Source organism: Agromyces capsici, from assembly GCF_058349965.1.
The window spans coordinates 1,703,465-1,718,090 of sequence record NZ_JBYRET010000001.1 but is presented as its reverse complement, the minus strand read 5'-3'; the positions used below and the strand labels follow the sequence as shown (position 1 = coordinate 1,718,090).

Here is a 14,626-nt window from a genome sequence, read left to right as displayed (position 1 = left end):
AGCGGATGCCGCACCCGGCGTGCCGCGACCCCATCTCCCCGCACAGCGTCGTGCACCTCCCGTCAGGAGACTCCCCGTGACCGCAACCACTCCCACCTCCCGGGTGCCGCTCCGGTTCCCCGGAGCCGTCGCCACCTTCGGCGTCGGCATCGCCGGCTACCTCGGCGTCAACCTCTCGCCGTACATGATCGCGGCCCTGCAGACGGCGCTCGGCGCCGACGTGCTCACCGCGAGCTGGATCGTCACGGCGACGCTGCTCGCGACCGCGGTGACCGGCCTCGCGGTCGCCCGGCTCTGCGCCGGGCCGCGCCGGCTCGCCGTCGCGCGCATCGGCCTGCTCGTCGCAACCGTCGGCTTCGGCGTGGCCGCGCTCGTCCCCGCGCCGGCCGTCGTGGTCGCCGGGCTCATCGCCGGCGGCATCGGCGCGGGCGGCGCGGTCGCCTCGTCTGGCGCCGCGCTCGCCGCGTTCCTCAACCCCGATCGGGTCGCCGGATGGAACGGGCTCGCCAACCGCGCCGTGATCACCGTGATCCTCGCCGTCGTGCCGATCATCGGCCTCGCGCCGGTGAGCGTGTTCGGCGTGCTCGCCGGGTTCTCGGCCGCGATGCTGCTCACGACCGCATGGCTGCCCGCGGCGCCGATCGTCGAGGTCGCGCCGCACGCGCGCGCCGCAGCATCCGCGACCCCGTACGCGCGCCGCGTCACCATCGCCGGCATCGCGCTGCTCGTCTGCTTCGCACTGTGGGCCGTGAGCGAGGACTCGCTCTGGGCCATGGCCGGCATCATGGGGGCCGAGCAGGCCGCGCTCACGCCGGAGGGGCTCGGCATCGCGCTCAGCGGCGCGACCGCCGGCGGCATCCTGGGCGCCATCCTCATCACCGTCGTCGGCGACCGATTCGGGCGGGCGCTGCCGCTCGCGCTGCTGCTCGGCGCGGGCGGCATCCTGAAGATCGTCGAGTCGACCGTGACCGACCCGACCGCGTTCGTCGTCGTGTTCATCGCGTGGAACACGATCTACGCGATCGCGTTCCTCTACTTCGTCTCGACCGCGGCGGCGCTCGACGCCGACGGCCGCTGGTCGGGCCCGCTGCTCGCGGTGTACCTCGTCGGCTCGGCCCTCACCCCCGTGATCGGCGCGGCGCTCGTCGAGGCGTTCGGCTTCGCCGGCTTCGGCGTCGCCCTGGGCGTCGCGAGCTTCGCGCTCATCACGCCCGTCGTGCTCGTCGCGCGGTTCTCGCGCGAGGTGCAGGCGGCCGAGCATGCGGCGGATGTCGCGACACGCGCCGCACGCGGAGACTCAGGCACCGACGTGATCGCCGAGGGGGTGCGCGCATGACCCGCGTCGCGTACGTGAACGGCCGCGTCTTCACGGCGACCGACGAGCGGGAGTGGGCGGAGGCCGTCGCGACCGACGGCGACGCGATCACCGCGGTCGGCACCACCGCCGACGTGCTCGCCGCCGCCGGCGCAGGCGCCGAGGTCGTCGACCTCGCGGGCCGGCTCGTCGTGCCGGGCTTCGTCGACGCGCACACGCACCTGGTGATGATGGGCGAGGCGCTCGGCCGGGTCGGACTCACCGACGCGCGCTCGCTCGACGAGATCCGGGCGCGCCTGCGCGCCGCCCGGGCCGCACACCCCGACGCACCGCGCGTGCTGGGCCGCGGCTGGTTGTTCGACTCGGTCCCGGATGGCGCGCCCACCGCCGCGATGCTGGACGCCGCCGTCGCCGACGTCCCCGTCTACCTCGACGCCAACGACTACCACTCGTGCTGGGTCAACACGGCGGCGCTCGCCGAGCTCGGCATCACGCGCGACACCCCCGATCCGATCGGCGGACGCATCGGGCGCGACGCATCCGGCGAGCCGAACGGCATGCTCTACGAGACCGCCGCGCAGCAGCACGTGTGGGAGCACCTCGCCGCACAGGCCACCGACGCCGACCGCGACGCCGCCGTCGAGCGCACCATCGCCGCCTACCTCGCGACCGGCGTCACCGGCGTCGTCGACATGGCCTTCGACGACCTCGGGCTGGCGGCGTTCCGCCGTGCGGCCGAGCGTCGCGGCGGGCGGCTGCCGATCCGCGTCGTGGCGCACTGGTTCGTCGCGAACACGGGCGACGAGGCGGCCAACCTCGCGCAGGTGGCGCGCGCGGTCGAGCTCGCGCGCGAGGCCGACTCGCCGTGGCTGCGGATCGCGGGCATCAAGCTCGTGCTCGACGGCGTGATCGATGCGTGCACGGCCGCGATGCGGCATCCGTACGCCGACGGGTCGAACGCCGACCCGATCTGGCCACTCGACGCGCTGAACCCGGTGGTCGCCGCCGCGGACGGCGCAGGGCTGCAGGTCGCGATGCACGCGATCGGCGATGCGGCCAGCGGCATCGCCCTCGACGCGCTCGAGCACGCGATCGCGGTGAACGGCGAGCGCGACCGGCGGCACCGCATCGAGCACCTCGAGTACGTCGACCGGGCGGATGTCGCGCGGCTCGCGCGCCTCGGCGTCGTCGCGTCGATGCAGCCCGTGCACGCCGACCCCGCGATCTGGGCGAACTGGGCCGCGATGCTCGGCGACGAGCGCGCCGACCGCGGCTTCCCGTGGACCGAGATCACCGACGCCGGCGCCGTGCTCGCCTTCTCGACCGACGCGCCGACCGCGCCGCACGAGTCGCTGCCGAACCTGTACGTCGCCGCGACCCGGCGGTCGGCGCTCGACGGCTCGTTCCCCTCGAACCATCCGGAGTACGCCGTGCCGCTCGCCGACGCCGTACGGCACGCGACGCGCGACGCCGCGTACTCGTGCCGCGAGGAGCACGTGCGCGGGCGCCTCGCGCCGGGGCTCGCGGCAGACCTCGCGGTCATCGACCGCGACCCGTTCGAGCTCGGCGAGGCGTCGCTGCTCGAGGCGCACGTCGTCCGCACCGTCGTCGCGGGGCGCGCCGAGTACGTCGCCGACGCCGACGCGGCGGACGCCGCCGCCTGAGTCCGCTCCACCTCGCGTCCACCCGTCGAGAGGTCGCGGATGCACGGTTCGACCCGCCATTCGCGACCTCTCGTCTGTGGCCACGACCCCGGCCAGCCCCCTCTGCTCCAGAAGTCGCGGATGCACGGCTCTACCCGCCATCCGCGACCTCTCGATCTGGATGCGTATGTTTCACGCTTGACTTATATAAGTAGGCAGTGAATCATGGGACCATGCACGCGCTCGACATCCTCGGCGACCCGGTCCGACGCCGGATCGTGGAGCTGCTCGCCGACGGCGAGCTCGCCGCCGGCGACGTCGGCCGCGTCGTGCAGCAGGAGTTCGGCATCAGCCAGCCGGCGGTGTCGCAGCACCTGCGCGTGCTGCGCGAGTCCGGCTTCGCGCGCGTGCGGGCCGAGGGCACGCGCCGCCTCTACGCGCTCGACCCCGAGCCGATCCATCAGGCCGCCGAGTGGTTCACGCCGTTCGAGCGGTTCTGGCGACCGCACCTCGACGCGCTCGGCACCGAGCTCGCCAGGTCGGCGCGTGAACGCCGGCTCGCGACATCCGCCTCACCGACGAAGGAGCACTGACATGGACATCGAGGCACAGATCGACGCCGTCGACCGCACCCTCACCACCGGCGAACGCGACGGCGCGCCCGCGCACGTGCAGACCCTCGAGCAGACCTATCGCGCCGCCATCGGCGACGTGTGGAACGCCCTCACGACGATCGAGCGGATCCCCCGCTGGTTCCTGCCCGTGAGCGGCGACCTGCGCCTCGGCGGGCGCTACGCCATCGAGGGCAACGCGAGCGGCACCGTCGAGTCGTGCGACGCGCCGAACTCGTTCGGCGTGACGTGGGAGTACGGCGGCGGCGTGACGTGGCTCACCGTCCGCCTCGACCAAGTCGACGCGGAGCACACGCGCGTCGAGCTCGAACACGTCGCGCTCGCCGCCGACCTGCCGCCGGGCATGTGGGAGCAGTTCGGCCCGGGCGCGACCGGGGTCGGCTGGGATTCGACGCTGCTCGGCCTCGCGCAGCACCTCACGACCGGCGAGGTGCGACCCGACAACTCGGCCGAGTGGCTGCTGACCGACGAGGGCATCGGGTTCATGCGCCTGAGCGCCGACCGCTGGGCCGACGCCCATATCGCGAGCGGGGCGGATGCCGCGACCGCGCGCGCCGCGGCCGACACGACGTTCGCGGCCTACACCGGGGCATCGCCGGCGCCCGCGGCCGACGACTGACGCGAGTCGCGACATCCGGGCTCGAGACGCGCTTCGCCCCTCGCGACCGGAGCCGCAGACGCGGAACCGCCCCGCCGGGTGTCGCCGGCGGGGCGGTTCGCAGTCGCGTCCGGCCGGTGCGGGTGGAGCGCCCGCGGCCGGACGCGGGCTCAGTCGGCCGCGGCGCGCGAGAGCGTCTCGCCGCGGAAGAACGCGGGCCGCTTCACGGCCTGCCAGATCATGATCGCGACGCCCGTGAGCAGCACGACCATGCCGAGGATGAAGACCAGGCCGACGCCGAAGACGTTCGACCCGCTGCCGTAGTCCGGGTCCATGCTGTCGATCAGCGTCGTGACGAACAGCACCGACAGGATGACGCCGCCCACGAGCGGGAACAGCAGCGTGAAGAAGAACTCCCGCACCGAACGGAACCACGTCTTGCGGAAGAACCACACCGCGGCGAACGCCGTGATGCCGTAGTAGAAGCAGATCATCATGCCGAGCGCGGTGATGGTGTCCCACAGCACGTTCTCGCTGAGGAAGCGCATGACCGCGTAGAAGGCGGAGGCGACGACCGCCGACACGACGGTCGCGTACCCGGGCGTGAAGAACCGGGGGCTCACGCGCGCGAACTTCGGCGGCAGCGCCCCGTAGTGGCCCATCGCGAGGAGCGTGCGCGCGGGCGACACGAACGTCGACTGCAGGCTCGACGCGCTCGAGGTGAGCACCGCGAGCGACACGAGCGCCGCGAGCGGACCGAGGATGGGGCCGGCGAGCGCGAAGAAGACGTTGTCCTGGATGTCGGGGTTGCCGAGGCCGTACTCGCCGTCGCCGACGCCGGCGAACGAGATGAGCGACACCGAGATGAGCAGGTAGAGCACCACGATGATGATCACCGACAGCGTGGCCGCGCGGCCCGGGGTCTTCTCGGCGCCCTTCGTCTCCTCGTTCATGGTGAGGGCGACGTCCCAGCCCCAGAAGATGAAGATCGACAGGGACAGGCCCGCGGCGAGCGCGCTGAAGTCGCTCACGGCGAACGGGTTGAACCAGCTCAGCTCGATCGGCGTCGCGTCGAACGCGTTGCCGTTGGCGACCTCGACGAGCGCGGCCACCGAGAACAGCACGAGCACGGCGACCTGGAAGCCGACCAGCCAGTACTGCAGCTTCTGCGTCGTCTGCAGGTCGCGGTACGAGATCCACGTCGCGCCGAGCATGAAGAGCAGGCACACGACGACGTTCACGAACGGGTTCGCCGCGATGTCCGCGATCTCCGGGTTGCCGGCGATCTGCGAGATCAGCAGGAACAGGAAGTCGACCGCGATGCCGGCCAGGTTCGAGAGCACCAGGATCGTCGCGGCGACGAGCCCCCAGCCCGCCATCCAGCCGATCCAGGGGCCGAACGCACGCGTCGCCCACGTGAACGAGGTGCCCGAGTCGGGCATGCGCTTGTTGAGCTCGCGGTACCCGAACGCCACGAGGAGCATCGGGACGAAGCCGAGCAGGATGATCGCGGGCACCTGCGTGCCCACCTCCGACACCGTCGGGCCGAGCGCGGCGGTGAGCGTGTAGGCGGGAGCGATGCAGGAGATCGCGATGACGACCGCGCCGATGAGGCCGACCGAACCGGCCGAGAGGCCCTTGCGGGTGATGCCGCCCTGCGGCGCGTCGATCGCGCGGGTCGCCTCGGTGAACGGGGCGCCGGGCGTGGACTCGTTGTGCTGCGTCATTGCATCGTCTTTCCGTGGGTGTTGCGCGGTACCACGATCATCGGCACCGGGAGCTCGCGCAGCACCTTCGCTGCGGTCGAGCCGAGGAACAGGCGGCGAGGTGCCGCGAGCCGGCTCGAGCCGACGAGCACCAGCTCGCCGTCGTGCCAGTCGAGGGCCTGCACGGCGTCCTCGATCGTGGACCCGCGCGCGATCTCGACGGTCGCGTCGATGCCCGCGGGGAGCTTCCGGTGCGCCTCCTGCAGCACCTGCTCGGCGTGCGCCGAGCTGGTGAGCTCGGCGAGGTGCGCGTCGAGGCCCGCGGGCAGGTCGATCGGCACGAGCGAGAGCAGCCGGAGCGGGGCATGCGTGGCGCGGGCGAGCGAGGTCGCCGCCTCGAGCTGCTCCTCGGCGCCGGGGCGGGTGCCGACGCACGCGGTGATCCGGGTGACGCCCTGCGACACCGGGATCTCGCGCGCACCCGCTGGAGCGAGCGCGACCGGGACGTCGGAGGAGTGCAGCAGCTCGTTCGCGACCGATCCGACGCGTGCGTGCGCCCGGCGGCCGCCGCCGGCCGCGCCGACCACGATGAGGTTCGCGTCGAATTCGTGGGCCGCGTTGATGAGGCCCTCGGCGAACGACTCCGCGTAGCGGATGTGCAGCTTGGACGCGACATCCTCCCCCAGGTGCGTCGACGCCTCGGCGAGCCACTCGCGCGACTGTTCGCGCAGGTAGCGGAGGTACCCCTGGTCGACGGGCACGCGGGCGTTGTGCGCCTCGGACGGCAGCACCATCACGACCTCGAGCACGCCTTCCGCGGCGCTCGCCACGCGGCTCGCGAACGCGAGCGCGTCGGCGCCGGACTCGTTGGCGGTGTAGCCGACGACGAGCTTCAGGTCGCTCATCGCACACCTGCCTCGGCCGGTACGGCCTCGAGGACCTGCGCGGCGACGAGTCGACCCATCCGGATGGCACCGTCGACGTGCTGGTACCCCTTGCCCGCCATGTCGGAGCACGCGAAGCGGATCGGCCCGACCGGCGTGCGCAGGTCGGCGCCGTAGCGCGCGAGGCCGCCCATGTCGAAGCTCGCGGCGTACGCGCCGCGCGTCCACTCCTCCGAGCCCCAGTCGGACTCGTAGTAGACGACCGGGTGCTTGGCCTGCTCGCCGTAGTAGTGCGAGAGCGACTCGAGGATGCGCGCCTTGCGCTCCTCGGCGCTCAGGCGGAAGACCTCGTCGGCCGCCTCGTCGGAGACGAAGCCGACGAGCGTGCCGCGGGTGTCGCCGTGGTTGGTGTTGTCGTACGCCTCGTGCGAGAGCTCGTAGGGGCTGAACGCGGTGCCCGACAGGCCCTGCTCGCGCCAGAACGGCGTCTCGTAGACGGCGTGCACCTTGATGACGAAGCCCATCGAGATGTGCTGGTGCATCTGGTGCTGGAGGCGCGGCAGCGGCGGCTCGTACGAGATGCGGTCGTAGAGGATCGGCGCGAGTGCGAGGATCACCTGCTGGGCGTGCACCTCGAGCGCGTCGGTGACGACCGTGACGCCCGCCTCGGGGTCCTCGGGGTTCCAGCGGATGGTGCGCACCGGCTGGTTCAGCTTCACGGCGTCGCCGAGTCGCTCGGCCAGGCGCAGCGGCACCTGCTGGAGGCCCCCGACGACGCGCTTGTCGAGGATGAAGTCGGCGTCGACGAGGTTCGAGAACGAACCGGCGGAGGCCGCCATGAGCAACGCCTGGAGCGCCGAGAACGCGTGGGTCGGCTTCGTGAGCATCGCACCGGCGATGAACATGCCGATGTTGAGCTTCGCCTCCTCGTCGTCGGTCTGCGTGCCGAGCCACTCGGCGAACGAGATCTCGTCGAGCTCCTTCGCGCGAGGGTGCGCCCACGGCTGCTCGGGGTCGATCTCGGCGACGAGCTGGTCGAGCCGGTCGATGAGGCCGACGATCTCGCCCTCGGTCTGGGCGGGCACCGGGAAGATCTCGCCCTCGAAGAGGCGCCGCTCGCCGGTCTCGCTGATGTAGACGTTCCGGCCCTCGCGGTAGCGGTCGTAGGTCTCGAGGCCGAGCTCGTCGAGCGTCTCGATGAGCGCGTCCTGGTCGGGCGAGACCCACTGGCCGCCGATCTCGAGCATGGCGCCGTCGATCTCGCCGGTCCAGAGTCGGCCGCCGACGCGGTCGCGCGCCTCGAGCACGACGACATCGCGCCCGGCCTTGGCGAGCTCGGTGGCCGCGGTGAGGCCCGCGGCGCCTGCGCCGACGATCACGACGTCGGTGTCGATCCGTTGCATGGTGTGCGTTTCCGTTTCTTCTGTTCAGAATTCAGGAGCGGGCGCTCCGCGCCACGCGCTGAATTCAGGAGTGCGGCGGCGTCGCCGCCCGGTCGTCGCGCGGATTCGCGCTCGCGCGTGCCCAGTCGCGTCCATCGCTCCTGAATTCCGGACCTGCGTCGGGCGCATGTGCGTCAGCAACTCCTGAATTGTGCGCAGGGGGCGGATGTCGCGACGCGGGCACGCGCGTGCGAGGCGCGCCGCGACATCCGCTCGGCCCTATGCGGGGATGAGGGTGTACTTCGTGTCGAGGAACTCGTGGATGCCCTCGAAGCCGCCCTCGCGACCGATGCCCGACTGCTTGACGCCGCCGAAGGGCGCCGCCGCGTTCGAGACGAGGCCCGTGTTCAGGCCCATCATGCCGGTGTCGAGGCGGTCGATCATGCGGTGGCCGCGGGCGAGGTCCTGCGTGAACACGTAGGAGATGAGGCCGTACTCGGTGGAGTTCGCCAGGCGCACGGCCTCGTCCTCGTCGGCGAACGTGGTGATGCCGAGCACCGGTCCGAAGATCTCCTCGCGGAGCAGGCGCGCGTCGGAGGACACGTCGCCGAGCACGGTCGGCGCGTAGAACGAGCCGGCGCCGTCGATCGCAGAACCGCCGGCGAGGACCTTCGCGCCCTTCGAGACGGCGTCCTGCACGAGCTCGTCGGTTGAGGCGACCGCGTCGGCGTCGATGAGCGGGCCGATCGAGATGCCGTCCTCCGTGCCGCGGCCGACGCGCATCGACTGCACGCGCTCGGTCACGCGGCGCGCGAACTCGGCCGCGACCGACTCGTGCACGATGAACCGGTTCGCGGCCGTGCACGCCTGGCCGATGTTGCGGAACTTCGCGACGATCGCGCCGTCCACGGCCTTGTCGAGGTCGGCGTCCTCGAAGACGACGAACGGCGCGTTGCCGCCGAGCTCCATCGAGGTGCGGAGGATGCCCTGCGCCGACTGCTCGATGAGCTTGCGGCCGACCTCGGTCGAGCCCGTGAACGAGAGCTTGCGCAGGCGCGGGTCGGCGATGATCGGGCCCGAGACCTTCGACGAGCTCGTGGTCGTGACCACGTTGACGACGCCCTTGGGCAGGCCGACCTCCTCGAGCAGTTGCACGAAGGCGACCGTCGTGAGCGGCGTGAGGGCGGCCGGCTTGACGACCACGGTGCAGCCCGCGGCGAGCGCCGGGGCGATCTTGCGGGTCGCCATCGCGAGCGGGAAGTTCCACGGCGTGATGAAGTACGACGGGCCGACGGGGCGCTGCGCGACCACGATGCGGCCGGTGCCCTCGGGGTTCCAGCCGTAGCGGCCGGTGATGCGCACGGCCTCCTCGCTGAACCAGCGGAGGAACTCGCCCCCGTAGTTGACCTCGCCGCGCGCCTCGGCGAGCGGCTTGCCCATCTCGAGCGTCATGAGCAGCGCGAAGTCCTCGCGACGCTCCATGAGCAGGTCGAACGCGCGGCGGAGGATCTCACCGCGCTCGCGGGGCGCGGTCGCGGCCCACGACGCCTGTGCGGCGACGGCCGCGTCGAGCGCGCGGAGGCCGTCGGCGGCCGACGCGTCGGCGATCTCCTTGAGCACCTCGCCCGTGGAGGGGTCGCGGACCTCGAAGGTCTTCCCGCCTTCGGCCGCGATCCATTCGCCGCCGATGAACAGCCCGTCGGCGACGCGGTCGAGCAGTGCGGATTCCTGCGTTGCAGTGGTCATGCTGGGTGTCCGTTTCCTGTCGTGCGCGGATCTCGCGCGATCACGGGTAGAGGCCGCGGAGGCGGTGCGCCTCGGCGACGCGTTCGACGGCGAGTGCCGTGGCGGCGGTGCGGAGCGAGAGGTCGCGGGCCTCGGCATAGCCGAGGACGTGACGCCAGGCGTTCAGCATCCGCTCCTCCAGTCTGCTCTCGACCTCGTCGGCCCGCCACCAGTACGCCTGGTTGGCCTGGACCCATTCGAAGTACGAGACGATGACACCGCCCGCGTTGGCGAGGATGTCGGGGACGACGAGCACGCCGCGCTCCCGGAGGATCGCGTCGGCGGCGGGCGTCGTGGGGCCGTTGGCGCCCTCGACGACCACCGAGGCCTTCACGTCGCGGGCGTTGCCGCCGTGGAGCACGCCCTCGACCGCGGCGGGCACGAGCAGGTCGACGTCCTGCGTGAGCAGCTCGTCGCGGTGGAGCTCGTCGGCGCCGGCGAAGCCGACGACCGAGCCGGTGGCGCGCACGTGGTCGGAGAGCGCCTCGATGTCGATGCCGCGGTCGTTGCGAAGCGCGCCGTACTGGTCGCTCACCGCGGTGACCTTCACGCCGGCCTCGGCGAGGAACCGCGCGGCGTCGGCGCCGACCTTGCCGAAGCCCTGCACGGCCGCGGTGGAGCGGGCCGGCTCGAGTCCGGTGTGGCGCAGCGCCGCGAGCGCGATGTGCGTGACGCCGCGGCTCGTGGCCGACGCGCGGCCGAGCGATCCCCCGAGCGAGATCGGCTTGCCGGTCACGATGCCGGGCACGGTGTAGCCGCTGTTGACGGAGTAGGTGTCCATCATCCAAGCCATGGTCTGCTCGTCGGTGCCGATGTCGGGCGCGGGGATGTCGCGTTCCGGCCCGATGATGGGCAGGATCTCGCTCGTGTAGCGGCGGGTGACGCGTTCGAGCTCCGCAGTGGAGTGCTCGCGCGGGTCGATCGCGAGCCCGCCCTTGGCGCCGCCGTACGGCACGTCGAGCAGGGCGCACTTCCAGGTCATCCACATCGCGAGCGCGCGGACCTCGTCGAGGTTCACGTTCGGCGCGTAGCGGAGGCCGCCCTTGGCGGGGCCGCGCGAGAAGTTGTGCTGCACGCGGTAGCCGAGGTACAGCCGGCTCTCGCCCGAGTCCATGCGCAGCGGCACGGCCACGCTGAGCTCACGACGCGGCGTGGCGAGCATCTGGTGGAGGCCGTCGCCGTAGCCGAGCAGCGTCACCGCCTCGGCGAGCTGGGCGCGCGCATCGACGAGCGGGGTCGGTTCGAGGGCGACGGATGCCGCGGCATCCGTCGGCGACATCGTCGGCGCCGTCACGGGGTTCATGCCTGCTTCAGTCCTTCCGCGAGGACCTCGAGGCCCTCGATCAGCAGCTCGTCCGAGATGGTGAGCGGAGGGAGGAAGCGGATGACGTTGCCGTAGGTGCCGCACGTGAGCACGAGCACGCCGTTGGCGGCGGCGTAGGCGGCGAGCTTGCCGGTGAGCGCCGCGTCGGGTGCGCCGGTCTCGGGGTCGACGAGCTCGATCGCGACCATGGCGCCGCGTCCGCGGACGTCGCCGATGCGCGCGTCGGCGGTGCGCAGCGCGTTGAGGCGGCCGATGAGGACCGAGCCGATCTCGCGGGCGCGCTCGATCAGGCCGTCCTCCTGGTACGACTCGATCGCGGCGAGCGCGGCGGCGCAGGCGATCGGGCTGCCCGCGTAGGTGCCGCCGAGGCCGCCGGCGTGGGCGGAGTCCATGATGTCGGCGCGGCCGGTGACCGCCGAGAGCGGCAGGCCGCCGGCGATGCCCTTCGCGGTGACGATCAGGTCGGGCACGATGCCCTCGTGCTCGCTGGCGAACCAGGCTCCGGTGCGGCCGAAGCCGGTCTGCACCTCGTCGGCGATGAAGACGACGTCGTTCTCGTTCGCCCACTTCACGAGCGCCGCGAGGAAGCCGGGGGCCGGCACGATGAAGCCGCCCTCGCCCTGGATGGGCTCGATGATGATCGCGGCGAGGTTCTCGGCCCCGACCTGCTTCTCGATCTGCAGGATGGCGCGGGCCGCGGCCTCGGCACCCGACAGGCCGCCGTCGCGGAAGGGGTAGCTGAGCGGCACGCGGTACACCTCGGGCGCGAACGGGCCGAAGCCGCTCTTGTACGGGATGTTCTTGGCGGTGAGGCCCATCGTGAGGTTCGTGCGGCCGTGGTAGGCGTGGTCGAACGCGACGACGGCCTGCTTCTTCGTGAAGTGGCGGGCGATCTTCACGGCGTTCTCGACGGCCTCGGCGCCCGAGTTGAAGAGGGCGGAGCGCTTGGCGTGGTCGCCCGGGGTGAGCTCGTTGAGCTTCTCGGCGACGGCGACGTAGCCCTCGTAAGGGGCGACGGTGAAGCACGTGTGGGTGAAGGCGTTGAGCTGGGCGGTGACGGCTTCGACGACGCGCGGGTTCGAGTTGCCGACGCCGGTGACGGCGATGCCCGAGCCGAGGTCGATGATCGAGTTGCCGTCGGCGTCGACGATGACGCCGCCGCCGGCCGCGACGACCGACACGGGGATCGTGGTGCCGACGCCCGCGGCGACGGCCTCGGCCTTGCGGGCCATGAGCTCCTGCGAGAGGGGGCCGGGGATGCTGGTGACGAGGCGGCGCTCCTGCGGGAGGGCGGGGCCGCCGACGGCGGTGGTGGTGGCCGTGGGTTCGACGAGGGTCATGGGGTGCTCCGATGCGGTGACGACGGTGGCGGTGTCGGGCCATGGTAGGCAGCACCGATCGGATGGCACCCCCTCCCCCGTGTACACTCGTACCCACTGTGCTCGACGCGGCGTACATCCAGGAGGTTCCGTGAAGCCCACCGTTCGCACCCTCCTCGACCGCGGCGACCTCGCGCTCACGCTCCTCACCGACGAGGGCGGGCTGCCCGACGGCGCGCTCGACGCGCCCGCGGCGTGGGTCCACAGCTCCGACCTGGAGGATCCGGCGCCGTTCCTCGAACCGGGCCAGGTGCTGCTGACGACCGGCACGCAGTTCGGGGCCGACACCGGTCACGACGACCCCGCCGGGTTCGACGCGTACGTCTCGCGGCTCGCGGGCGCCGGCATCGCCGCGCTCGGGTTCGGCACCGAGGTGGTCCGTGCGGGCACGCCGCCGCTGCTCGTCGAGGCGTGCTCGACGCACGGGCTGCCGCTCTTCGAGGTGCCCTACCGCGTGCCGTTCATCCGCATCGCGCGCACCATCGCCGACCTCAACGCGGCCGACGCGAACGCCCGCCAGGCGTGGGCGCTGCAGGCGCAGCGCGCGATCTCGCTCGCGGCGCTGCGCCCCGACGGCCTCGGCGCGACGCTCACCGAGCTGAGCAATCGGCTCGGCACGTGGGTCGGGCTCGTCGATGCCGCGGGCGCGCTCGATCGCGAGGCGCCGGTCGGCGGGCTCGGCCAGCCCGCGCTCGGCGAGGTCGTCGGCGAGGCGCGCTCGATGCTGCGGCGCGGCCAGCGCGCGAGCCGCACGCTCGAGGCGGGCGCCTCGGTGGGCCGGCCGCAGCGGATGACGCTGCAGACGCTCGGGGCGGGTGGCGCGCTGCGCGGGGTGCTCGCCATCGGCGACTCGCCCGAGCTCGACGCCGCCGGTCGCGAGGTCGTCACCGCGGTGATCGCGCTCGCGGGACTCGCGCTCGAGCAGAACCGCGACCTCGACCGCGCGCGCGGTCACCTCCGCTCGGGCCTGCTCCGGTCGATGCTCGCGGGCGACGTCGAACTCGCCGCCGGCGTCTCCGCCGAGATGTGGGGCCCGCTGCCGCAGGACCCGGTGCGGGTCGCCGTCGCCGACCTGCCGCACGAGCACGTCGACCGGATGGCGGAACAGCTCGAACTGCGCGTGGACGACAAGGACGGCCGCCTCTTCTTCGGCCGCGACGGCGAGACCGTCGTGGTCGTCGCGGAAGACCGCGACAGCGGGGTCGCCGAGGAGCTCGCGCACGAGTTCGACGTGCCGGTCGGCGTCTCCGACGCGGCATCCGTCACCGACCTCGCCCGCCTGCACGAGCAGGCGACCCGCGCGCTCGAGCGCGCCCGCGAGACCGGGCCCGGCGTGACGTGGTTCGACGACATCAGCCGGCAGGGCGTGCTGGCGTTCCTCGCCCGCACCGACGCACGCGCGGTGGCCCGCGCGACCCTCGAGCCGCTCATCGAGTACGACCGCGAGAACGGCACCGCGCTGCTCGAGACCACGCGGACCTGGCTCGAGCACGGCGGCCAGTTCGACGCGACCGCGCAGGAACTCGGCGTGCACCGTCACACCGTGCGCAGCCGCATCGCGCTCGCCGAGAAGCTGCTCGGTCGCGACCTGTCGGGGTTCCATGCACGTGCCGACCTGTGGGCCGCGCTGCTCGCGACGGAGTGACCCTTCCGGTCGCCCATGTGCCGGGCGTACGGTGGAACCAGGACGGTCTCGCGATGAGGGGGTACCGATGCAGGCGACGGTCGGCGATCGGCTGGTGATCCACGGCAAGGCGGTGGGCAGCGGGGAACGGCACGGCGAGGTCCTCGAGGTCCGCGGCGCCGACGGCGCTCCGCCGTACCTCGTGCGCTTCGACGACGGGCACGAGGCGCTGCTCTACCCGGGCACCGATTGCGAGTTGGAGCACGCGCACAAGCACACCGCGCACTGACGGCCGCGCGGCATCCCTCGCTCGCGCCCGCCTGTGGACGGGCCGGGCAGGTGTGCGGGGGTCCC

The 14,626-nt window shown here is 72.6% G+C and carries 12 protein-coding genes; 6 read left to right on the top strand and 6 right to left on the bottom strand.

Features of this window, described 5'->3' with window-relative positions:
• Window positions 1-76 precede the first annotated feature (76 nt).
• The 4 genes from AC3RKB_RS08125 to AC3RKB_RS08110 all read left to right on the top strand — a co-directional run bounded on the left by AC3RKB_RS08125 (window position 77) and on the right by AC3RKB_RS08110 (window position 4,209).
• The gene (locus tag AC3RKB_RS08125; protein WP_491435583.1) at window positions 77-1,336 is read left to right on the top strand and encodes an MFS transporter; all 1,260 of its coding nucleotides are present in this window, start codon (window positions 77-79) and stop codon (window positions 1,334-1,336) included.
• On the top strand, window positions 1,333-2,979 hold the full coding sequence (locus AC3RKB_RS08120; RefSeq protein WP_491435582.1) for an amidohydrolase: 1,647 nt from the start codon (window positions 1,333-1,335) through the stop codon (window positions 2,977-2,979). The genes AC3RKB_RS08125 and AC3RKB_RS08120 overlap by 4 nt, the downstream gene beginning before the upstream one ends.
• A 212-nt stretch (window positions 2,980-3,191) precedes the next feature.
• Entirely contained in the window at window positions 3,192-3,551 is a 360-nt protein-coding gene (locus tag AC3RKB_RS08115) for an ArsR/SmtB family transcription factor (RefSeq protein WP_491435581.1), read from the top strand.
• A gap of 1 nt (window position 3,552) precedes the next feature.
• Window positions 3,553-4,209, top strand: coding sequence for an SRPBCC family protein (locus AC3RKB_RS08110; RefSeq protein ID WP_491435580.1), 657 nt, complete (start codon window positions 3,553-3,555; stop codon window positions 4,207-4,209).
• Window positions 4,210-4,358: 149 nt separating this feature from the next.
• Here AC3RKB_RS08110 and AC3RKB_RS08105 read toward each other — a convergent pair whose 3' ends face one another.
• The 6 genes from AC3RKB_RS08105 to gabT all read right to left on the bottom strand — a co-directional run bounded on the left by AC3RKB_RS08105 (window position 4,359) and on the right by gabT (window position 12,609).
• The gene (locus tag AC3RKB_RS08105; protein ID WP_491435579.1) at window positions 4,359-5,915 is read right to left on the bottom strand and encodes an APC family permease; all 1,557 of its coding nucleotides are present in this window, start codon (window positions 5,913-5,915) and stop codon (window positions 4,359-4,361) included.
• A complete protein-coding gene (locus AC3RKB_RS08100; protein WP_491435578.1) occupies window positions 5,912-6,799 on the bottom strand; it encodes a universal stress protein in 888 nt (295 codons plus the stop codon). The genes AC3RKB_RS08105 and AC3RKB_RS08100 overlap by 4 nt, the downstream gene beginning before the upstream one ends.
• On the bottom strand, window positions 6,796-8,181 hold the full coding sequence (locus AC3RKB_RS08095; protein ID WP_491435577.1) for a flavin monoamine oxidase family protein: 1,386 nt from the start codon (window positions 8,179-8,181) through the stop codon (window positions 6,796-6,798). Before AC3RKB_RS08095 ends, AC3RKB_RS08100 begins: the two co-directional genes overlap by 4 nt.
• Window positions 8,182-8,439: 258 nt before the next feature.
• The gene (locus AC3RKB_RS08090; protein WP_491435576.1) at window positions 8,440-9,906 is read right to left on the bottom strand and encodes an NAD-dependent succinate-semialdehyde dehydrogenase; all 1,467 of its coding nucleotides are present in this window, start codon (window positions 9,904-9,906) and stop codon (window positions 8,440-8,442) included.
• 40 nt (window positions 9,907-9,946) lie between these two features.
• On the bottom strand, window positions 9,947-11,224 hold the full coding sequence (locus AC3RKB_RS08085; protein WP_491436784.1) for a Glu/Leu/Phe/Val family dehydrogenase: 1,278 nt from the start codon (window positions 11,222-11,224) through the stop codon (window positions 9,947-9,949).
• 20 nt (window positions 11,225-11,244) lie between these two features.
• Complete coding sequence (gene gabT, locus AC3RKB_RS08080) at window positions 11,245-12,609, bottom strand: 4-aminobutyrate--2-oxoglutarate transaminase (RefSeq protein WP_491435575.1); 1,365 nt, start codon at window positions 12,607-12,609, stop codon at window positions 11,245-11,247.
• Window positions 12,610-12,739: 130 nt separating this feature from the next.
• Here gabT and AC3RKB_RS08075 point away from each other — a divergent pair, with 130 nt between their 5' ends.
• Both AC3RKB_RS08075 and AC3RKB_RS08070 read left to right on the top strand, forming a co-directional pair.
• The gene (locus tag AC3RKB_RS08075) at window positions 12,740-14,293 is read left to right on the top strand and encodes a PucR family transcriptional regulator (protein ID WP_491435574.1); all 1,554 of its coding nucleotides are present in this window, start codon (window positions 12,740-12,742) and stop codon (window positions 14,291-14,293) included.
• 67 nt (window positions 14,294-14,360) lie between these two features.
• On the top strand, window positions 14,361-14,561 hold the full coding sequence (locus tag AC3RKB_RS08070; RefSeq protein WP_491435573.1) for a DUF1918 domain-containing protein: 201 nt from the start codon (window positions 14,361-14,363) through the stop codon (window positions 14,559-14,561).
• Window positions 14,562-14,626 lie beyond the last annotated feature (65 nt).

Excerpts from the sequence above, each read along its gene's own strand:
- AC3RKB_RS08120 (WP_491435582.1), top strand. The coding sequence starts at position 1,333 with ATGACCCGCGTCGCGTACGTGAACGGCCGCGTCTTCACGGCGACCGAC.
- AC3RKB_RS08115 (WP_491435581.1), top strand. The coding sequence starts at position 3,192 with ATGCACGCGCTCGACATCCTCGGCGACCCGGTCCGACGCCGGATCGTG.
- AC3RKB_RS08110 (WP_491435580.1), top strand. The coding sequence starts at position 3,553 with ATGGACATCGAGGCACAGATCGACGCCGTCGACCGCACCCTCACCACC.
- AC3RKB_RS08105 (WP_491435579.1), bottom strand. The coding sequence starts at position 5,915 with ATGACGCAGCACAACGAGTCCACGCCCGGCGCCCCGTTCACCGAGGCG.
- AC3RKB_RS08100 (WP_491435578.1), bottom strand. The coding sequence starts at position 6,799 with ATGAGCGACCTGAAGCTCGTCGTCGGCTACACCGCCAACGAGTCCGGC.
- AC3RKB_RS08095 (WP_491435577.1), bottom strand. The coding sequence starts at position 8,181 with ATGCAACGGATCGACACCGACGTCGTGATCGTCGGCGCAGGCGCCGCG.
- AC3RKB_RS08090 (WP_491435576.1), bottom strand. The coding sequence starts at position 9,906 with ATGACCACTGCAACGCAGGAATCCGCACTGCTCGACCGCGTCGCCGAC.
- AC3RKB_RS08085 (WP_491436784.1), bottom strand. The coding sequence starts at position 11,224 with ATGTCGCCGACGGATGCCGCGGCATCCGTCGCCCTCGAACCGACCCCG.
- gabT (WP_491435575.1), bottom strand. The coding sequence starts at position 12,609 with ATGACCCTCGTCGAACCCACGGCCACCACCACCGCCGTCGGCGGCCCC.
- AC3RKB_RS08070 (WP_491435573.1), top strand. The coding sequence starts at position 14,361 with ATGCAGGCGACGGTCGGCGATCGGCTGGTGATCCACGGCAAGGCGGTG.